Annotated in this window: 16 protein-coding genes; 7 read left to right on the top strand and 9 right to left on the bottom strand. The window is 63.7% G+C overall.

The window, feature by feature from the left end; genetic code table 11:
- Nucleotides 1–16: 16 nt before the first annotated feature.
- From D9V28_RS11605 to hpaH, 4 genes are all read right to left on the bottom strand, one after another.
- Entirely contained in the window at nucleotides 17–709 is a 693-nt protein-coding gene (locus D9V28_RS11605) for a GntR family transcriptional regulator (RefSeq protein ID WP_121659905.1), read from the bottom strand.
- A complete protein-coding gene (locus D9V28_RS11600) occupies nucleotides 706–2166 on the bottom strand; it encodes a fumarylacetoacetate hydrolase family protein (RefSeq protein ID WP_121659904.1) in 1461 nt (486 codons plus the stop codon). The genes D9V28_RS11605 and D9V28_RS11600 overlap by 4 nt, the downstream gene beginning before the upstream one ends.
- 150 nt (nucleotides 2167–2316) lie before the next feature.
- Nucleotides 2317–3126 carry an HpcH/HpaI aldolase family protein gene (locus tag D9V28_RS11595; protein ID WP_121659903.1) on the bottom strand — a complete coding sequence of 270 codons (810 nt, stop codon included), beginning with the start codon at nucleotides 3124–3126 and terminating at the stop codon, nucleotides 2317–2319.
- On the bottom strand, nucleotides 3111–3896 hold the full coding sequence (hpaH, locus tag D9V28_RS11590) for a 2-oxo-hept-4-ene-1,7-dioate hydratase (RefSeq protein ID WP_121659902.1): 786 nt from the start codon (nucleotides 3894–3896) through the stop codon (nucleotides 3111–3113). The genes D9V28_RS11595 and hpaH overlap by 16 nt, the downstream gene beginning before the upstream one ends.
- A gap of 404 nt (nucleotides 3897–4300) precedes the next feature.
- Here hpaH and D9V28_RS11585 point away from each other — a divergent pair, with 404 nt between their 5' ends.
- Both D9V28_RS11585 and D9V28_RS11580 read left to right on the top strand, forming a co-directional pair.
- The gene (locus tag D9V28_RS11585) at nucleotides 4301–5326 is read left to right on the top strand and encodes an ABC transporter substrate-binding protein (protein WP_183086512.1); all 1026 of its coding nucleotides are present in this window, start codon (nucleotides 4301–4303) and stop codon (nucleotides 5324–5326) included.
- Between the two features lie 5 nt (nucleotides 5327–5331).
- The gene (locus D9V28_RS11580; protein ID WP_220700496.1) at nucleotides 5332–6093 is read left to right on the top strand and encodes an SDR family NAD(P)-dependent oxidoreductase; all 762 of its coding nucleotides are present in this window, start codon (nucleotides 5332–5334) and stop codon (nucleotides 6091–6093) included.
- Between the two features lie 276 nt (nucleotides 6094–6369).
- Here D9V28_RS11580 and D9V28_RS11575 read toward each other — a convergent pair whose 3' ends face one another.
- From D9V28_RS11575 to D9V28_RS11560, 4 genes are all read right to left on the bottom strand, one after another.
- On the bottom strand, nucleotides 6370–7689 hold the full coding sequence (locus D9V28_RS11575; RefSeq protein WP_121659900.1) for a class I SAM-dependent methyltransferase: 1320 nt from the start codon (nucleotides 7687–7689) through the stop codon (nucleotides 6370–6372).
- Entirely contained in the window at nucleotides 7686–9065 is a 1380-nt protein-coding gene (locus D9V28_RS11570; protein ID WP_121659899.1) for an FAD-binding oxidoreductase, read from the bottom strand. Before D9V28_RS11570 ends, D9V28_RS11575 begins: the two co-directional genes overlap by 4 nt.
- Nucleotides 9066–9110: 45 nt before the next feature.
- On the bottom strand, nucleotides 9111–10757 hold the full coding sequence (locus tag D9V28_RS11565; RefSeq protein ID WP_121659898.1) for a thiamine pyrophosphate-binding protein: 1647 nt from the start codon (nucleotides 10755–10757) through the stop codon (nucleotides 9111–9113).
- 167 nt (nucleotides 10758–10924) lie between these two features.
- On the bottom strand, nucleotides 10925–11704 hold the full coding sequence (locus tag D9V28_RS11560; protein WP_121659897.1) for an IclR family transcriptional regulator: 780 nt from the start codon (nucleotides 11702–11704) through the stop codon (nucleotides 10925–10927).
- Nucleotides 11705–11817: 113 nt separating this feature from the next.
- Between D9V28_RS11560 and D9V28_RS11555 the strand changes: the two genes are divergently transcribed.
- The 4 genes from D9V28_RS11555 to D9V28_RS11540 all read left to right on the top strand — a co-directional run bounded on the left by D9V28_RS11555 (nucleotide 11818) and on the right by D9V28_RS11540 (nucleotide 17399).
- On the top strand, nucleotides 11818–13431 hold the full coding sequence (locus D9V28_RS11555) for an FAD-dependent monooxygenase (RefSeq protein ID WP_220700495.1): 1614 nt from the start codon (nucleotides 11818–11820) through the stop codon (nucleotides 13429–13431).
- Between the two features lie 75 nt (nucleotides 13432–13506).
- On the top strand, nucleotides 13507–14436 hold the full coding sequence (locus tag D9V28_RS11550; protein ID WP_220700494.1) for a VOC family protein: 930 nt from the start codon (nucleotides 13507–13509) through the stop codon (nucleotides 14434–14436).
- A gap of 103 nt (nucleotides 14437–14539) precedes the next feature.
- The gene (locus D9V28_RS11545) at nucleotides 14540–16012 is read left to right on the top strand and encodes a 4-hydroxyphenylacetate 3-hydroxylase N-terminal domain-containing protein (protein WP_121659895.1); all 1473 of its coding nucleotides are present in this window, start codon (nucleotides 14540–14542) and stop codon (nucleotides 16010–16012) included.
- The gene (locus tag D9V28_RS11540) at nucleotides 16005–17399 is read left to right on the top strand and encodes an MmgE/PrpD family protein (protein WP_121659894.1); all 1395 of its coding nucleotides are present in this window, start codon (nucleotides 16005–16007) and stop codon (nucleotides 17397–17399) included. The genes D9V28_RS11545 and D9V28_RS11540 overlap by 8 nt, the downstream gene beginning before the upstream one ends.
- Before the next feature lie 82 nt (nucleotides 17400–17481).
- On the opposite strand, the gene D9V28_RS11535 is transcribed toward D9V28_RS11540, so the two are convergent.
- A complete protein-coding gene (locus D9V28_RS11535; RefSeq protein WP_183086511.1) occupies nucleotides 17482–18729 on the bottom strand; it encodes a flavin reductase family protein in 1248 nt (415 codons plus the stop codon).
- A gap of 266 nt (nucleotides 18730–18995) precedes the next feature.
- Between D9V28_RS11535 and D9V28_RS11530 the strand changes: the two genes are divergently transcribed.
- Complete coding sequence (locus D9V28_RS11530) at nucleotides 18996–20288, top strand: LLM class flavin-dependent oxidoreductase (protein WP_183086510.1); 1293 nt, start codon at nucleotides 18996–18998, stop codon at nucleotides 20286–20288.
- Nucleotides 20289–20306: the final 18 nt, after the last annotated feature.

The following is a 20306-nucleotide window of genomic DNA, read 5'->3' as shown; positions in this document are numbered from 1 at the left end:
GTGTGCTCCGATGCAGTTATGGCTGGACAGGGGACGGCCGTTTGTGGCTGGCCTGGTATTCGTGAAAAGCGTCGAGGGTGCGGGTGCGGTGCGCGCGAGCGGCGAGCTCAATCTCGAGACTCGGTGCCCCACTCTCGATCAGGGCGAGGATGCCGTCGTGTTCAACGACCGACTGGTGGGCGCGGCCTGGAACGAAACTGAAGGTGGAGTCGCGCAGCATGTTGAGCGAGTTCCACCCGCGGTGCACGAGATCGAGCAGGTTGTCATTGGGGCACTGCTCGAACAGAATCGAGTGAAACTCCCGGTTGAGTTCGGTGAAACGGTGCGGGTCGAAATGATCAAGGCAGTCCGCCATTTCGGCGTTCACCGCACGCGCAGCAGCAATGGCATTCGCGTCGATAAACGGAGCCGACAGCATGGTTGCTGCTCCCTCAAGGATGCTCAGCGTTTGCATGGTGGTGACGTAGCCGGTTTCGTTCAACATCGCGACTTGTGCGCCAACGTTGCGTTCGAAGGTGACGAGTCCCTCGGCCTCAAGTCGGCGAATTGCTTCGCGCACCGGGACCACGCTGACGTGAAGTTCCTTCGCGATGGCGCCGAGTACCAGGCGGTAGCCGGGGACAAAGATTCCCTCTTCGATCCGCGAGCGGATCCAGGAGTACGCGAGTTCGGACTTACTTCGCGTCGCCGTGCCGACGAGGTCGCTCATGCCAGTGATTCCTTCCACGTCGCGTAGCGGGACTTCCACTCAGCGTTCATCGGGTACAGGCCGTCGACTCCTTCGCCTTGAGCGACCTGCTCGGCGATGAAAATCTCTTCCTGTTCCTGAACGATCGCGTCATTCACGACTTCCTCGATCAGCGACGGCGGAATGACGAGAAGCCCATCTGCGTCGCCAACGATGATGTCTCCCGGCTGAACCGATGTGCCGCCGCAGGCAATAGTGATGTCAGCGTCCCACGGTACGTGGCGTCGGCCGAGGACGGCCGGGTGCGCGCCAGCCGAGTAGGTGGGCATGTCGAGCGCCGCCACGACGTCGTAGTCGCGGACGCCACCGTCAGTGACGATGCCGGCCGCGCCCCGAACCTGAGCGCGGAGTGCGAGGATGTCACCGACGGTGCCGGTGCCACGCTCACCCCGTGCTTCCATGACGAGGACATCGTCGGGGCCGAGCGCGTCGAACGCGCGTTTCTGTGCGTTGTATCCGCCACCGTGTGAAGCGAACAGATCCTCACGGTTGGGGATGTAGCGGAGCGTCCGCGCGCGCCCGACAAGCCGGGCAGTTGGCCGGGTAGAGCGGAGTCCGTCGATGGAGACATTGTTGAGTCCGCGTTTGCGCAACTGAGAACTGAGAGTCGCGGTCCCGACGGAGTTGATTCGTTCCTTGAGTTCGTCTGTCAGTTCGAAGACGGGCTCAATCGGGAGCCCGGCCAGGTCGCGGTTGCCCCACGCTTCCTCACGCTGGGTGTCATCGACACTGGGCTTATTACCGAAGTCGCCGAACGGCACAGTGCCCTCGGTGATGGTCGTCACCAGGCGGCCGGTTGTCGGGGAACCAGCCGCGGTCGGGCAGTCCACCTCGACTTCGACGGTGTCTCCTGGCTGGGCAACAGAGGAGCCGGCGGGTGTACCCGTGAGAATCACGTCCCCTTCCTCGAGCGTCATGAGCTGCGAGAGGTCGGCGACAAGCTGCCCAAAGGGGAACAACAGTCCGGCGGTCGTGTCGTCCTGCACCAGGGTGCCGTTCAGCCAGGTACGGACTCGCAGCGCTGCCGGGTCAACGGACTCCGCAGGAATAACCGCCGGGCCGAGCGGAGTGAACCCGTCGCCGCCCTTCGAACGAACGTTAGAGCCTTTGTCTGCCGTACGCAGGTCGTAGATACCGAAGTCGTTCGCTGCGGTCACCGCACCGACGGCGGCCCAGCCATCCTCGGGTGCGACCCGACGAACGGTGCGGCCGAGAATGAGCGCAATCTCACCCTCAAAGGCGAGGAGCTCAGCGCCCGATGGGCGCTCGAGGGAACCGCCCGAACGAGTAATCGATGATGAGGGCTTGAAGAAGTAGGACGGTGTCGCCGGGACTCGACCGCGCTGGTCAGCACGTGACCGATAGTTGAGGTGCACGGCAATGATCTTGCCTGGGCGGGAGGTGCCTGGATCAGTCATAGACATCCTTGTCTGAGGGAATCGAGCGACGTATAACAAATCATATACGATCTTTGGTTCTTCGCAACTGCGTGACCCGAGCGCGTGGGAATTGACGAGATGTCGCTCCGGCGCAGGGCTGTTCCTCGCCCTGCGCCGGGGCGTATGCAGCTAGTAGCTGGCTCGCGTTGTCTCTGCGGGGTCGCTGGACGGAATGTACTTGGCCGTCAGCGCTTCGGAGCCGCGGGCCAACAGGGCAACATCGGCGCCGACGAGGACGAAGTGCGCGCCAGCCTCCAGGTAACGATGCGCCACACTCGGGTCGAACGCGTTCACGCCGACCGGCTTGCCCAGTCCCGCGATGGTGCGGATGGTCTGTTCGACCGAGGCGACAACGTCCGGGTGTTCCTGCTGCCCGAGCAGGCCCATCGATGCAGCGAGATCTGAGGGTCCGACGAATGCGCCGTCCACGCCATCGACGCTCGCGATCTCGGCTGCGTTCGCGACAGCATCCGCTGTTTCGATTTGAACAAAAAGCGAGGTGAATTCGTCGGCTCGCGTGAGGTAGTTGTCGACACGGTTCCAGCGAGCGCCGCGCGCCAGGGCGCTGCCGACCCCGCGGACGCCGTGCGGCGGATAGCGAACGGCGGAGACGACGGCACGGGCCTCGTCGCCGGTGTTGACCATCGGCACAAGGAGGTTCTGCACGCCAAGGTCGAGGTACTGCTTGATGATGACGGTGTCACCGGAGGGGGCGCGGACCAGCGGCGTGATCGGATACCCCGCAATCGCCTGCAGTTGGGCCACGATCGACTCAAGCCCGAGCGGCCCGTGCTCGCCATCGATGAGCAGCCAGTCGAGGCCGGAGCCGGCGCAGATCTCGGCGACCAGCGGGCTGCCAGAGCACACCCACATGCCGATGAGCGGCCGGTCGGCCTCGGCGAGGTTGTCGCGGAAGGTTGAAGCTAGCTGAAGCGGCATGTGATGGATCCCAACTGTCCGTAGTCTGCGTGAACTGTGTCGCCCTTTTCGACCCACATGGGGCGGGTGAAGGAGCCGGCCAGGATGATTTCGCCGGCTTCGAGGCGGGTGCCGTGCTTGGCGAGTTTGTTGGCGAGCCAGTACACACCGGCCGCGGGGTGGTTGAGTACCGCCGCGGCCACACCGGACTCTTCGATGGTTTCGTTGCGGTAGAGCAGGGCGGAGATCCAGCGCAGGTCGACGTCGCCAATGCGAACGGGGGTGCCGCCCATGACCATTGCGCCCATGGCAGCGTTGTCCGAGATCGTGTCGACGATCGTGCGGCCCTGCATCTCGATGCGGGAGTCGAGAATTTCAAGGGCAGGGATCACGTACTCGGTGGCGTCAAGCACGTCGAAAAGAGTGCAGTTCGGGCCCTCGAGCTGCTTGCCGAGCACAAACGCGAGCTCAACCTCGATTCGCACGTTCGAGAACGTGTCGTGGGGAATGACCGAACCATTCTCGTAGACCATATCGTCGAAGATGATGCCGTAGTCGGGTTCGGTGATGCCTGTGGCGACCTGCATCACTTTGGAGGTGAGGCCGATCTTGCGGCCGACGAGCCGTCGTCCTGAGGCGAGGCCGCGTTCCTTCCACACGTTCTGAACGGCGTAGGAATCCTCAACCGTCATGTCGGGATAACGGGCAGTGAGGCGCGGAACTGTGGTTCGCGACTGCTCAGCCTCGTAGAGTTCGTTGGCGATACCGTCGATGACGGATTTTTCGAGCATGCGCCAGGCCTTTCGGGTGAGGATCCCGCCGGGGCTGAGACCCGTGAGATCGCCGGTGATCGTATACGAACCATATCCGACCTCCGGCTTTCCCTGCTAACCGGCGGTAGCGACCCGCTTTTTTACTCGTACCGGGTTCTGATAAATCTGCTCCATATGGGGAATGACGACCGTTGGGGATCCGGCGATTGTGCGGCTCCGGCGTCCTGCGCTGCGCCGGTGAACCCGGAGGCGTCTGCGCGAGGAGGCTCACCTGGTCGTGTGGTTCGAGCGCTTCATCGCTGATTTTGTAAGATTCGGAAAACATGTATTATCGTCGGAAAATGCATCTCTGGTTCGGAGGGGCATCCCCGCCCCGCGTCGCCGGCGGGCATGAAGTTCGTCTCAAAGAGGAGTACACACACATGACCCGCAGCAACCTACTTCGTTCGCCGCTGAGTCCACGATCCGTCCGGCGGCGCTTCGCGCTTGTGCCCGCGGTCGCAGCATTCGCTCTTTTGGCTTCCGGCTGCGCGTCCTCTGCGCCCGCCTCGACCGAGGCCAGCGGAGACGGCGCGGAAGAGATAACCGTGCTTTACGCCGCAATCGCGTACGAACCGCTCCTCATAGCAGAACAGCAAGGTTACTTCGCGGATGCCGGACTCAATGTCGAAATCAAGCGTGGTGGGCCGCCGCAGGACAACCTCGCCCAAGCGGTAGGAGGGTCAGCCGATATTATTACTGCGGCTTGGGACACTATGGTCGCTTCGACCGCCGAGGGGATGGCCGTCCGCGTAGTCGCCGGCAACAGTATCGTCAGCGACGAGATCGACACCTCGGGTGTCGTGGTGCGCGACGACAGCGGGCTCAAAGACCTCTCCGATCTGAAGGGCGCCACCGTCGCATTTGATTCCCTTGGTGCGGGCGGCTCCTCTGAGTTCTACGCCGCTCTCGACGCGGCCGGCGTGAGAGCGGATGAGGTGAACACGGTGGCCGTGCCATATGCGGGCATGGCGGCGTCGCTGGAGAATGGTCAGGTCGATGCGGTCATTCCGACCGAGCCTTTCTACTCGCAGTTGATCGGCGACGACGCGAACGAAGTGATCGCCAATCCCGTGCGAGAGACTCGCGCGGGTGCTCCCATCACCCTGTGGGCGGCGACCGACGCGTGGCTTGAGGAAAACGCCGACGCCGCAGAAGCATTCGTAGAGGCGCTGCAAAAGGGAATCGATTTCTACGACGACCCTGCGAACCTCGAGGAGGTCGCGAAGATCCGGGCCGAAGTGACTCAGGTGCCGGTCGACGAGGTTTCTCGCTCTCTCCCGCCCATGCGGCTCGCGGTCGACACGGACGCCGCCGTGAAGGCAACCGATCAGCTCGCCAAGTTCGGGACGGTCAGCGAGCCGTTGCCTGTCGACGAAATTCTCTGGTCCGCGGCGCCGGTTCTCTAGGGGGGATGATGAGCGTTCCAGTTGTGAACCTGGCCGGCCGCGTCATTGTCGTGACAGGGGCGGGCAGGGGCCAAGGGCTCACTGAAGCGCAGCTGTTTGCGCGCCTTGGTGCCAGTGTTGTGGCGATCGATTTACGCGCGCCCGATATCGACGGTGTCGAGGGGCGTGCGGGTGACGTTTCCAGCGAGGACGACTGGGTGGCATTGGCCAGCTGGCTCGCGGAACGTTACAACCGCGTTGACGGTCTCGTCAACAACGCCGGCGTCTCGGGCCGCAGCCGCGTACCCAGCGCCGATCCTGAAGAGATGCAGCGCATCTTCTCGATTAACGCGATCGGCCCGACCCTGGGAGCGAAGCACCTTGCACCGCTGATGCAGGCGGGCGGGTCCATTGTCAACATTGGGTCGGTCGCTGGCTTCACCGGGCACTGGGGCGTCGCTTACAACGCGAGCAAGTGGGCACTGCGGGGTCTCACGAAAGCCGCGGCACTCGAATACGGCTCGCGGGGCATCCGGGTGAATCTCGTTGCACCCGGGCACATCGAGACCGAGATGACGAGGGCTGCGCCTGCTGGGTTCGTCGAAGCCAATGTCGCTGGTTCCTTGTTGGGACGCGGCGGTACGGTGGATGAGGTCGCGCAGCTCGTTGCATTCCTTCTCAGCGACGCCTCTTCCTTTATTACCGGCGCGGAGATCCCGATCGACGGCGGATTGACCGCACACGGCGGATCAAAGTGGCTCGCCGACCGCATGTCCGCGCTCGGCTGATCGCTCTTCGCCGGACGGTCGTTAGCGTCAGGGCCGAGTACTTCTGGGCACGCACCGCGGCGGCGCGCTGTAAATCTCCTCTTGATATGACGCCACAACACTTAAGGAAACGCGGCAATCAAGGAGATAGACACCATTTTTCAAGGATTCGATCCATCGGGTGAGGATCCCGCCGGGTGAACCCCTGTTCGATCGCCAAGGATCGTATAGAACCGTATCGGACCGATCCGACGTCCCGATAACCGACGCCACACCCCGTGGCACGATCCGCCGCGGTTACGGTCTCCACCAGGGCCGCAGCGGCAGGTTGCCAGTGTCGTCATGATCGCCCGGCCTCACCGCCAGGATTTGATGGAGTTGGATGCCGCCGGTCTCGAATGCGAGACGCGAACCGGCCATGTACAGGCCCCACACTTTTGCGGTGGCGAGTCCCACCTCCTCGACAGCGTCGTCCCAGTTGTCGACGAGGTTGGCGCACCAGTCCCGAAGTGTTCTCGCGTAGTGCGGCCGCAGGTTCTCCTCGTGCAGCACCTCGAGACCCACATTCTGGGCCTCGCTGAGAATGCGTCCCGAACCGGTGAGCTCGCCGTCGGGGAAGACATAGCGGTCAATGAACCCACGGGCGAGCGGTTCGGACCGGTTGTCCGGCCGCGTGATCGAGTGGTTGAGCAACAACCCGCCGGGGCGCAGCCGGGACTGTAAGAATTCGAAGTAGACCGGATAGTTGCGCACCCCGATGTGTTCGAGCAGGCCGATCGACGACACCGCGTCGAAACCGGCCTCGGTGATATCGCGGTAGTCGCCGTAGCGAACTTCGGCGAGATCACCGAGACCTTCGGCGGCGATCGCCCGCTGCGCCCAGGAGCTTTGCTCCGTGGACAGGGTCACACCGGTCGTGTACACGCCGCGACGGGCGGCGTAGCGCACCATGCCGCCCCAGCCGCATCCGACGTCGAGCAAACGGTCGCCTGGCTTGAGCCGCAGCTTCTCGAACACAAGCCGGTATTTGTTCTCCTGCGCCTCGTCGAGCGATGCGCCTTCGTGCGGGTAGCACGCGCAGGTGTATGTCATCGACGGGCCGAGTACCCATTCGTAGAAACGGTTTGAGACGTCGTAGTGGTGGTGGATCGCTTCGGCGTCCCTGCTCTTGCTATGCCGGAGCCCATCGGTGATGCGGCGCCAGCGGGCGGGCATCTCTTCGGGCGGCGGAGCGACCGGCCGCAAGTGCTCGACGCCGATGGAACGGATCACCTTTGCGAGCACCGGCGGTGGCGGCATCTCAAACACCAGTGCATCGGAGAGGGTCTTGAGGAGTTCGTAGGGATCACCGGGGTGGACCCCGTGCGTGTCGAGGTCGCCGGCGACATATGCTCTGGCGAGGCCGAGGTCTCCTCGACTCGTGGCGAGATAGGTCAGCCCGCGCGGCGTCTTCAGCTCCAACCCAAACGCGGCGTCCGGCGGCCCGGCCGAACTGCCGTCGTACGCCGAGAACCGTAGTGGGAGCTGGCCACCCGCGAAGATCTCGAGGACTTCCGCAATCGTGAGCTTCGCCGTCTTGTCTCGAGTGCGCTCGGTTCGTTCCCTGAACGTCGTCATCGTCGTTGCACCGCCTTCGCATAGAGGTCGAGAAGTCGCGAGTTCGGGTCGTACCGTTCTTTCACAGAGCGATACGTCTCGCCGCCGTAGAGCGTGTCGAATTCGTCGGGGGAGTAGTACGAATCCGAGTACAGCGATTTGTGCCCGTCGAGCTCGCTGACCGTGCGTTCGATCCGGCGGTTCATCTCGCCCTCGCTCGAACCGACCGGCACTGTGGACCAGAAGCCGACGTTGACGTAGCTGCGCTGCGGCGGAATCGGATAGAGCGGCCAGCCTGCGTCGTCGCGCAGCCGCAGCGGGCAGAGCCAGATCGGGGTGATCGGCACGGTGGCGAGAAACCAGTCGATGAAGTCGGCGCACCGCTCGATCGGCACCTCAATGTCTTGCACCACACGCTCGCGCGGCGGGCGGCCCTTAAGCCGCTCCAGACGATCGCCGATGGAGAACCGCTGTTCGTACACCATGAGCTTCGAGTAGACGCTGCTTCGACGAAATCGCTGCGGCCAGATTCGACGGACGAACGGATGCTGTGCGCCGAACGCTTCGGAGCACCAAAACCAGTCGGTGTCCCACCGCCACAGGTAGTCCGACAGAGTCAGCCGGTCGTCGACGGCACCGTTCTCATGCCGGATCGACCGGTAGTAGATCTGCTGGCCGGTGTAGTCGCTGACCGGTCCGGGAGCAGCGGTCTGGAACCCAACGCACAGGTAGCTCTCGTCGCGACCGAACACCACCCCATCGAGGTAATCGACGTGGGTGCCGCCCAGTGTTCCGGTCTCGATGATGCCATCCAATGCGTCGACGAGGTTCGGGAGTGAGTGGAACCGCAGGTGCCGGAGCGCGACGAACGGTCGAACCGGCTCAAGCCCGATGCGCAGCCGCACCGCATAACCGAGCGTTCCGTAAGAGTTGGGGAACGCGCGATACAGGTCGGAATGCTGATCGGGCGTTGCCGTGAGCACCTCTCCTGCACCGGTGAGAATGTCCATCTCGAGCACCGATTCGTGCGGCAGCCCGTTGCGGAACGACGTCGACTCGATGCCCAGGCCGGTGACCGCACCGCCGAGCGTGATGGTCTTCAGCTGCGGCACGACCAGTGGGGCCAGTCCGAAGCGCAGGGTCGCGGCGACGAGGTCTTCGTACGTGCACATGCCGGACACGTCGGCCGTTCGTTCGTGCGGGTCGACCGCGATAACGTTCGTCAGCCCCGACGTGTCGAGCCCGGGCGCTGACGTGCGCGCCCGGGTGCGAAACAGGTTGGAACTGGGTTTGGCGAGCCGCACCGGAGAGCCGGCAGGAACGGCCCGATAGCTCGAGAGAAGGCGCCCGACGCCCGTGGCGTGAGCGGCCCGTGCGTCGGTCGCGGTAACGAACACGCACCCAAGCTACTCCGCGGTCGCGCGCGGGTCGACCCTCTCGGGCTAGACCGGAACCGCCACAGCGTGCTCGAAAATTTCGTCCTGGAACGGCGCAACGACGCTCGCCGAGATGCGGCAGTCGAGCAGGTAGACGCCGTCGGCGCCCGATTCTGCCCACTGTTCGAAGGCGGCGAAGTCGTCCAGTGAACGGATGATGTCACCCCGGCCGCCGAGGGATCGCGCGATCCCAGCGAAGTCGGCTTCGTCGATGAGCATCGGGCTCGTGCCGAGTCCCATCCGGCCATACACGTGGACCTCGGCTCCGTATGCCGCGTCGTTCCAGACCACGATGACTCCGCGTTTGGTGGTGCGGATGACCGAATCAAGGTCGGCGAGGGCCATCAGTCCGCCGCCGTCCCCGGTCGAGACGACAAGAGTGGCGTCGGGGAGGGCTGCCGCCGCGCCAACGGCACTGCCGAAGCCGAGACCGATCGACTGGAACGCCGTGCCGACCATGATGGAGCGATTCGGTGAGGATGCTGCCCAGTAGGTGTTGGACCAGCCGAGAAAGTGTCCGCCGTCTGTCACAGTGACGCGATTCTCGGGGAGCGAGCCGGCCAGCCGGATCGCTACGCTGCGCGGATCGAGCCTGCCGTCGTCACAGGTGCCGACGCCGGCGTCCCGAATGCGCAACCGGGTGGCATCCGCTGTCAACTGTTCACGCCAGCCCGCGGTGCGTCCCGGCTCCGGGTCGATGGCGGCGACGATGGCGCTCGCCGCGAGTGCCGCGTCGCCGTTGATGGTGAGGGTCACGGCGGGGTGGGCGGCCGGGTTGCTGTCGTCGATGCGAATCACCGTGGCTTCGGCGCCGAAGAGCGAGCCGAATCGGGTGCTGAACTGGTTGAGGCCTGCGCCGGCCACGAGCACAACGTCGGCGGTACCGATAAGTTGCATGGCGGCGTCCTGCCCGAACCCACCGATGATGCCGAGGTCGAATTCGGCGCGTTCGAACAGAGACCGGCCGAGCGCCGTGGTGGCCGTGAGGGCGCCGAGCGCGTCGGCGAGATCGCTGAGCGGTGTGGCGGCCCCGGCGAGCCACGCGCCACGGCCGGCAATGATCACCGGGCGGCGGGCTCCAGACAGCGCGCGAGCCGCGGCGGTGATGTCTGCCTGCCCTGGCACGAGGGGTGTCGGTCGCCGAACCACCGGCAGGGCGGCGAGTTCGTCGGACTCGGCGGTGGCGAGGTCGTACGGCAGCGCGAGCACGACGGGGGTGCGGTGGGTGAGTGCGTGGCTGACGGCCGCGATCGTGACCTGGCCTGCATCCGCTGTGCCGACGGTGAAGGTCGGAACGCCGACGGATGCCGCGAGGCCCCGCTGGTCGACGTCCCACGGACGCGGACCGGTGGTGGGCGCGTCGCCGACCAGCAGCACGAGGGGAGTGTGCGCCTGAACGGCTTCGGCGAGTGCGGTGAGCGTGTTGGTGAACCCCGCTCCGTAGGTCGTCGTGGCGACGGCCAGTCTGCCGCTCGTGCGATAGAACGCGTCGGCGGCCGCGACCGTGGCAACCTCGTGGCGCACGGCGGTGTAGGAGATTGCCGTCCGGCTGAGCGCCTCGATGAAGTGGGCGTTTCCGTTGCCCATAATGCCGAACGCGTGGGAAATGGATGGGGCGAGGGCATCAGAAATGCGGGCGACAACGGTGGTCATGGCGATCCTTCGAGTTCATATAGCGGTGTGCGAGTTCCGTATATGTCTCGCGACCCGGGGTTGCGGATCGTTCAACGCCCCTTTTCCGAGCGCCGCGGCGACGTGCCGTTGACACCGGGAAGTCTATCCCGAGTAGTGCTCGCGCGCTATGAACAGCGGAAACGCATTCAGGCGGCCCGCCGAAGGCGCTCCGAAATTCTGCCGGCGGCCCGGTGCAGGTCCTCGAGGGCCCGGGTGAGTTGTGTGTCTGGTACCGGTGTTTTCAGGGACACAATGCTGAGCGCAGCGGCCACGCTGTCGTCCGGTCCTCGAACCGGAACGGCGATGCCGAGCGCGGCCGTGTCGACCTCGGCAAACGAAATGGCATGTCCCTCGTCGCGAATGGTGGCGAGCCGTTCGAAGATCTCGGGAACGTCGGTGAGGGTGTTTGTCGTGAATTTCGTGAGTGGACGATCGAGCAACTTTTCCACGTCGGCCCGGGATTTCCATGCGAGGAGAACGAGCGCCGACGCTCCGGCGTTCACCGGAAGCTCGAGGCCAGGGGCATACGACAGGCGCACGAACTGCCCAGGCCACTCCTCACGCTCCAGGCAGACGACGGATCGTCCAATGAGTGAGGTCAGGATGACGGTTGCGCGGTGTTCGGCGGCGAGTGATCTCATCTCGGGAACGGCGAGTTCGGAGATGCCGTAGCCGACGCGCGCCAGCCGGGCCAGATCGAGCACGCGCATGCCGAGCCGGAGCGAACCGTCGGGCGCCGACTCGAGAAACTGGTGGCGGATGAGTGACTGCAGATAGCGGTACGCCGACGAACGGGACACACCCAGTTCGGCGACGAGGTCCGCGACAGAAATGCTGAGCCGGGTGTCGGAGAACAGCGAGAGGATCTCGAGCGTACGGTCCGTTGTGGTGTTGCGGGCGGAACGCGCTTTCGGCGCAGGTGTCATGCGCCGAGACTAGCAAGTGGACTGTCTCACAATGCGGGATTGCGCCTCTACGCACTTGCTCCGAGTGCCCATACGTTTGAGGTGTCAGCGCCGGATCTCGAGGGGGAATGCACATGCCGCACACGGAAGTCGACTTTGTTGTCGTGGGGGCCGGGCCCGTGGGAATGACGGCAGCTGCTCTGCTCAGCGAATCGGGTTTTTCGGTGCTTGTTCTCGAGAAGTCCGCGACCACGAGCAACGAGCCGAAGGCGATTTCTCTCGACGATGAGTCGCTTCGAACCTATGCGCAGGCTGGGTTGGCTGAGAAAATCCTTTCCCTCGTTGTTCCCGGTACAGGAACCGCCTATTACGGCGCAGACGGAAACCTGCTTTTCCGTGCCGGAGCGGAGATTCCCTATCGGCTGGGTTATCCCTTTAAGAACCCCTTTGCCCAGCCCGACCTGGAACGGCTGCTCGTGAATGAGCTCGGACGCCGCCCTGCTGTGACGGTGAGATTCAACGCGCGTCTCACCGAACTGGACTCATCAAAGGACGGTATCCGTGCCAGCTTCACCTCGGAACACGGAACCGAGACCGTAAGCGCTCGATTCCTGCTCGGCGCCGACGGTGGTCGGTCGACCGTGCGATCGCTCCTCGGCATCACGATGTCAGGACGCGCGCACGACGAAAACTGGCTTGTCGTCGACACTCTCGGTGACAGTCACGGTGAGCGGTTCGGCATGCACCACGGCAACCCCGCCAGGCCGCACGTCATCGTTCCCGGCCTGAACGGTCGGTGCCGGTACGAGTTTCGACTCTTCGAAGGTGAGGGCAACGCCGGCGACGAACCCTCGCTCGCTTTACTCCAGAGCGTGCTTGCCCCGTACCGTACTCTTACCGCTGCTGAGATCGACCGTGCGGTGATTTACCGGTTCAACGGACTGATCGCCGACAGCTGGCAGCGAGGCTCCTCATTCCTTCTCGGCGATGCCGCCCACATGATGCCGCCCTTCGCTGGCCAGGGACTCAACTCCGGAATCCGTGACGCTGCCAACCTGTGCTGGAAACTGCTCGCGGTCGCGGCCGGTCACGCGCCGGAGCACACGCTGGCCTCGTACCAGTCAGAACGCTTCGCGCACGCCCGCGCCACGATTCGCCTCTCGGAACGCCTGGGCCGGGTGGTGATGACCACCTCACCGCGGCTCGCGGCCTTCCGTGACGAGGCCATCGAGCGCGCGCTAACCACTGAGGAGGGGCGGGACTTCTTCGAGCACATGCGGTACCGGCCCGATCCGCGGTTCACCGAAGGCCTGCTTGCGGCAACCGCTGATGCGCCGACCGGGCGTCAGATCGGTCAGCCGCGGTGCTTTGACACGTCCAGCGCAGCTGTATCACTTCTCGACGACCTGACCGGTTCTGGCTGGGCACTCTTCCGTGTGGAGCAGTTCGACGAGGCGTGGCCAACCGAGCTCATGGATTTCGTAGCGGCCGTCGGCATCCGCACATTCGACGTTCCGCTCACTGAAATCTTCCCGCGCGCCAGCTCGGCAGACGGCGCGCTTGTCGATGTCGATGGTCGTCTCTTCGCCGAGTTCGAGCCCTATCGCGGGCGGTACGTGCTCGTTCGCCCCGACCACGTGGTTGCGGCCGCGTGGCTACCGATCGAACTCGACGTCGTTTTCGCGATCATTCGCGAGTGGTGGGTGACCTCGCCAACGCCGGCACCGCGCGAGCTGACCAACGCCTGACCGGCGCTCGGCGAGCCTTCGCAAGCAGCTCTCACCACCCAACGCACACGCAACCCACAAGATAAAGGACAGAACATGGACCTCCCCACACGCATGGTGCTCCAGGAGAATGACACGGCTGGAACTCTTCGCAAGACCGCCGTATCGCACATCGGATTCCGGGTGCCAGACGTCGCTCAAGCGGCCGCCTTCTACAACCGGGTTCTCGGGCTTCGGAAGCACGCGGATCTGCCCGACGGCGGAGTTCGCCTCGGCTGGGGCAGTGGCCACCACGTGATGGAGTTGCTGCCGGGCGCGAAGGGCCTGGCGCATTACGGCTTCGAGGTGCGAGACGACGCGGGGATCGCGGGGATTAGGGAACGGCTGGAAGCCGCTGGCCACGCTGTGGAAACGCTCGACGCCAGTTACCTGGACGCAGCCGTCGGCACACCGGAAGGGCTGCTCGTACACGACCCGGACGGCACGCCCGTGCACTTCCATTCCGCAGTCGAGAGGGACGGCGAGAACGCCGCCGATACCGGACGCCGTCCGGTCAAGTTCCAGCACACGACCCTCGGCACCACCGACGTGCAGCGATTGGTCGACTTCTTCTCCAACACCGTTGGCTTCCGCATCAGCGACCAGCTGAGCGATGGCCGGTTCTGCTGGCTGCGCAGCGACAAGGATCACCACACGCTGGCGATCGTGAACGTCGGATCCGCCGGAGACATCGACCACTACTCTTACGACCTGGCGGAGTGGGAGGATTTCAAGACCTGGTGCGATCGACTTACAGAACTCGACGTTGACGTCACGTGGGGGCCGGGGCGGCACGGTCCAGGAAACAACCTGTTTGTCTTTTTCGATGACCCGGCCGGAAACCACATCGAACTCTCCGCAGAGATGGAAAAGTTCTATGACGACACCGTGACCTATCAGGCTCGTCGATGGACCCCCACACCGAACAGCGTCAACCTGTGGGGTGGCCAGCTCGCGTCCTGGCGGAAGACAAGCGAAAGCAAATAGTATTCCGTCGAGATATTGCATTATCTGTACGTGAATGTAATATAAGTACAAAGGTGTCCTCGTGGCATCCATCACAGGCTTTTGTGGACAAAGGGAGAGTGCAATGGGCGCACGACGAGGGTACGAGTACCTGGCCGGTCTCAATGACGGACGTGAAGTTTGGTACGGAGCAGAACGTGTCAATGTCGCGGAGGACCCGACATTCGCCGGTTCCGTCGCCGGAATGGCCGCATACTTCGACTACCAGTGGGAGAACCAGGACGACTGCCTCTTCCCGAGTCCTGAAACGGGTGACCAGATCAGCGTTGCCCACATTCGACCGAGGAGCGCCGACGACATTGCTCGCCGTCACCGGGCCTTCGATCGTTTCGCTCGCTACTCGATGGGCATGCTCGGCCGCACGCCCGACTACGTGAACGTGGTGCTCGCCGGTCACGTGTCGCGTACTGACATCTGGGAGAAGGCATCCGATCCCATTTATTACGAACGAATCTCGAACTACCAGAAGTACGTCGCCGAGAATGACCTCGCGCTGACGCACACCATCGTGCACGCCAACATCGACAAGTCGATCGGCGAGCTCGACGGCGCGAATGCTGAGCTGACACTTCAGGTTGTCGATCGCACCGACGAAGGCGTGATTGTGCGTGGAGCAAAGATGCTCGCGACCCTCGGCCCGATCGCCGACGAATGCTACGTGTACCCGGCGACCCCCATTCGTCCCGGCTACGAGAAGTACGCGATCTCGTTTGCGGTGCCGATGAACACTCCCGGCGTCGTCGTCGTTTGTCGCGATCACTACGGTGTCGACCAGTCGGTCGAAGACCGTCCGTTCTCGTCTCGTTTCGATGAGCAGGACGGCGTCGTGATTTTCGAGGACGTGCTGATTCCACACGACCGCGTCTTCATCGACGGCGAACTGGACCTCTACAACTCAGTGAACCAGGGCACGGCGACGGGCTGCACGCAGCAGCAGACCGCGATTCGCGCCGCCGTGAAGCTTGAGTTCGCCTACGACCTCCTCGCCGAGATTGCGAAGACAACGGGCTCTGAGTCACGTCCAGACATTGCGACCATGCTCGGTGAGGTCCACGGATACCTCACCATGACGCGTGCCATCATCCATTCCGCTGAGACCCGCGCTCATGATTGGGGTGGGGGAGCGTTCTTCCTTCACGATGACATCGGTGTTCTGCGCACGATCATGTCCGAGTGGATGGTGCGGGTCAATGACGTTATTAAAACCATCGGGTCACACAACCTGTTGGCGACCCCGACGCAGGCTGCATTCGATGAGCCCCGTCTCGGCCCTCTGCTGGAGAAGTATTTGCCAGGCGCCAATAACGTCTCTGCGCGGGAGCGCGCTCAGGTCTTCCGCACAGCATGGGATTTCGCCGGTTCGGCCCTCGGTTCTCGAATCGAGCTCTACGAGCGCTTCTATCTGGGCAGCATCGGTCGCGCGAGAATCCTTGAGCACCAGAAGGCGCAGCGCAACGGTGATTCCGGGGCGGTTCGTGCCTTCCTCGAGCAGGCGCGCGTGAGCGCCGGCGAGTTTTCCGGGGTATCGAGTGAGTAACAACCTCTCCGGCGTTATTGCAGACCACCTGGCGGCAGCGACTTTCGAGTCGCTGCCGCCAGCGGCGGTTTCCCGAGCGAAGACCCGTCTTCTCGATGCGGTCGGACTGATCGCTGCCGGCGTGCGGGCGCAGGGAAGCCAGGAAATCCTGAGCCTCGTCGCCGGGTGGGGTGGGCGACCGGATGCGACGGTGCTCACAACCAACCAGCGTGTGCCGGCGATGAATGCCGCGTTCGCGAACGCGGTTCTCATGCGTTCCTACGACTTTGAGCCGGTGGGGGCAGACCGAGCCGACGGCGCGCAGATTCCCTCGCACATCACGGGAACAACGGCCTCTGTCGCGCTCGCAGTCGGTGAAGCGGTCGGAGCGAGCGGTCGTGAACTGCTCACGGCGATGGTGTATGGCGATGACCTCGCGGCGCGTCTCGGGCACGCCACCGGGTTCGACGTCTACGGCGGCGGCGACAACACTGGAACGATCAATGTGCTCGGTGGCACCGCGACGGCCGGGATCCTCATGGGCCTCGATGGCGAGGGACTGCGCCGTGCGCTCGGTATCGCCATCAACCAGCTCGGCGGAACGATCGACAACATCAACGACAAGACACTCGCGTTCAAGCTGCCGATTGCCCTGTCATCGCGCAACGCTGTCTTCTCCTCTGAACTTGCGGCAACGGGCTTCGGCGGTCCGGATGATCCGATCGGCGGTCGCTTCGGTTTTCTCGCGCAGTGGGGTTCTGATCGCTCGGACCGCTCGGCCATCACCGACGGACTCGGCTCTGATTTCTTTGCGGATGCCGTGATCAAGCCCTGGCCGACGTGTCGCGCGAGTCACGCCTCACTCGACGCGGCTGTCCAGCTGGTCGAGCAGTATGGCATTCGACCTGACGATGTCGAGCGTTGCGTCGTTCACGTGACCCCAAAGACTAAAGCGGGATTTGTGGGGCAGCCGTTCGCTGTCGGGTCGTCGCCGGAGGTGTCAGGTGCCTTCAGCATCGTGTTCGCTGTGGCGACCGCCCTGCTTCACGGCACGGTGCAGCTGCAACACATGGGTGAACCGCACATGAACGACCCGCGGCTGGCCAGCATGCTTGAGCGAGTCGAGCTCGAGGCGTCTCTCCCCGCCGACGAGGTTCGCACTGCTGAGGTGGAAGTCTGGTTGCGATCTGGAGCGCGCCACCGTGTGCGGGTCGAGCAGGTTCTCGGCGACATCCACTTCGCGCCGCTCACCGAGGAACGCATTCGGGCGAAGTTTCTCAGCAACATTGCGTGGAACGGCACCATCACTGAGGCGCAGGCTGCTGGGCTGCGTGAGCTTGTGCTGGGTATTGACAGCGTCGACGATCTCGGCGCGCTGCCCGCCGTTCTTGCGGGCAGGGCCGCGTAGACCAGCGACAAGCTATAAAGCACTGTGCGGGATGCCAACTTGGCGTCCCGCACAGTGCTTATAGGCGGCGGTGTTGTATCGCCTAAGCGTTCCGCAGGCCGGCGGCCGTGTAGCGCGCGTAGTCCCTGTGCGCCGTGGTGCGAAGAGTCTCGGTGACTTCTGCGGCGGCTGCCTGCAGCGCACCGACCCACTCGTGAGCCGTAGCTGCGGTCACCCCCGCCGGAAGGTTGCCCAGCCGCAGGACGAGCCCGGAGTTCGTGAGCTCCGAGGCGTCCGGGTCAAAGACCGGAACAACGACGCTCGCGAGGTCGATTGAACTTTCGTCGGCTTCGATCGATCCGCCAAAGCACCGACGGCTCGCAGCGATGGTTTTACGCACCTCCCGGTCGCGGGCGGGTGTCAGCTCTGCCAGTGCGTACTCGGAGAGTGCATCGCTCAGCGCCGCGTATGCCGGAGCATCGGTGTCGAGACGCGAGATAGCGTAACCCTGTTCGCGCACTCGGGCGGCGCCGTCGCGGTAACTTGTGATGATCTCCTCGTCGCGAGGGTAGATCCGGGTGACCCACTGGTCGATCTGATCTTCGCTCCACGCCACCGCCGCTTCGCCGAGCGGGGGGATCAGCGGGATGCGCACGCCGATGCGCTCATCAACCTCGGTGTTCGCTCCGTATGACGTCGCCCCGATCGTCTGGTCGATTCCGCTCACCTGCACGAGTGCTGCGGCCGACCCGCCGAACCGTGACGCGAGCCTGTCGAGCTGAGGGCGAGCGGCTTCAGCGATCCGCACTGCCGAGATGAGTGACTCGTCAACATGGGCGCTCATGCCTGTGGTTGAGAACCCGCCATAGCCGCCCTGGAAGAACAGGAGCGGAGTGATCGGTCTGGCGACAGCGAGGTCGTCAACAGACACCAGAGTGATGAAGTGGTCGCCAGCTTCGACCTCCTGAGTGATCCGGCCGTGAATGTACGCGACGGCTCCGTCGATCTGGGGCACGCCGGATGGCGACGGCGTCCAGCCGACCTTGTTGAACTTCTCCGGGTCCTTGGAGGCGAGAGTGCGGCAATCCTGAATTTGGTCGTGTGCGAAGACGCTGATGCAGACCGACTCTGAGTCGCGCAGTTTCGCGTAGGTTGCCGAGGTGGTCATCGGCATGAACGACACGAGCGGCGGCTCGAGCGACACTGAACTGAATGTGCCGACGACCATGCCGACGGGCTCAGCGTTGATCATGGCAGTGACCATGACAACTCCGGTGGGGTAGTGGCCCATTACGTCTCGGAAAGCGCGCGGGTCGATGGCTTGCAGCGCTGCTGCTGAGCTCTCGGTCATGATTCCTCCTGGATGGGGCATCGTTGCCTCTGGTAGGTGTCTCTGGTTTCCATAATAAGCCAACTATGCACTTATTGCCAAAGAATATATTATTGTTCCGTGAGGTGCTACGTCAGTTTTCTTGACGAGCCACCGCAGTTCTTTCGCCTAGCGTGAAGGAACTCGGTGTTACAGAATGGTGTGCACCCTCGCGCACGCGCCCTCTCGATGAGGACGACCGCCGCAACTGAAAGGCATCCGACATGGCAACGAAGCCCACGCGCCGCATGGCGCTCACCACCTTTGTTATCCCTGCAGGTCACCACAAGGACTCGTGGCGCAAGGAAGGCAGTCGAATCGAGGAGGTGCCTGGCCTTGAGTATGTCGCTGAACTGACGCTCATGGCCGAGGCTGCCAAAATTGATGCCGTCTTCTTCGGTGACATCGCCAACGCGAATCCGACCCTCCGGGGGGACATCAAGACGAACGGCTATTTTGAGCCGATCTCCACGCTTTCCGCGCTCGCCGCGCGTACGACATCCATTGGTCTGATCGGCACGATGTCGACCTCATTTGAGAGCCCGTACACCGTTGCGCGGCAGATCGCTGGACTGGACCACATGTCAGGAGGGCGTGCGGGGTGGAACCTCGTGACGTCGTTTGACGGCTTCCAGAATTACGGCTTTGAATCCATTCCCGAGCCGGCGGAGCGTTACCGCCGAGCTACGGAGTTCGCTGAGGTGGTGAGGCAACTCTGGGACTCATGGGGAGATGACGCGGTGATCGCCGACCGCGAGAATGGTAACTTCATCGATCCCTCGAAGGTTCGTAAGATCAATTTCCAGGGCGAGTACTTCTCGGTCGAAGGGCCGATGCCGGGCCCGCGTTCGCCGCAGGGGCAGCCGGTCATTGTTCAGGCCGGCTCGTCTGGTCCCGGTCTCGAGCTCGGGAGTTCCGTAGCGGATGCCATCTACACTGCCCAGCCTGATAAGGGGCGGGCCATCGAATTCTATGCAGAGCTCAAGCGGATGCTTGTGGGCAAGGGGCGCAATCCGGAGCACACGAAGGTGCTTCCGGGCATTCTGCCAATTATCGGCGAGACGCTGAAAGAGGCCGAGGAGCTGGCGGCGGAGCTGGGTTCATATGTGAACCTCGAGCACGGACGGCAACAGGTTTCCGCCGGACTAGCCGGCGTCGATCTTTCGTCGCTCGACTACGACGAGGTCATCCCGGTCGAATGGCTGAGTGAGGATCCCGCTCTGGGGAGTCGTTACCAGGTCTTCCGCCGCAGGGTCGTTGATCAGAAGATGACGCTGCGCGATCTCATCGTCGACATGGCGCGATCCGCCGGGCACCAATGGATCATCGGCACGCCGCAGACAATCGCCGACAGCATGATCGAATGGTTCGAGGCCGGCGCGTGTGACGGGTTTAACCTGAACTCGCCGTACAACCCCGGGGGGATGAAACAAATGTGCGAACTGCTCGTTCCCGAGCTCCAGAACAGGGGCTACGCGCGCACGGAGTACGAGGGGACCACACTGCGGGATCACTTGGGACTGCCGCGCCCCACGGCGTAGATAACGCGCGCATTCACC

The organism is Mycetocola zhadangensis (genome assembly GCF_003668565.1).
Lineage (GTDB): Bacteria > Actinomycetota > Actinomycetes > Actinomycetales > Microbacteriaceae > Mycetocola_A > Mycetocola_A zhadangensis.
The sequence above is the reverse complement of the archived record's forward strand: the minus strand, read 5'-3'. Positions and strand labels throughout refer to the sequence as shown.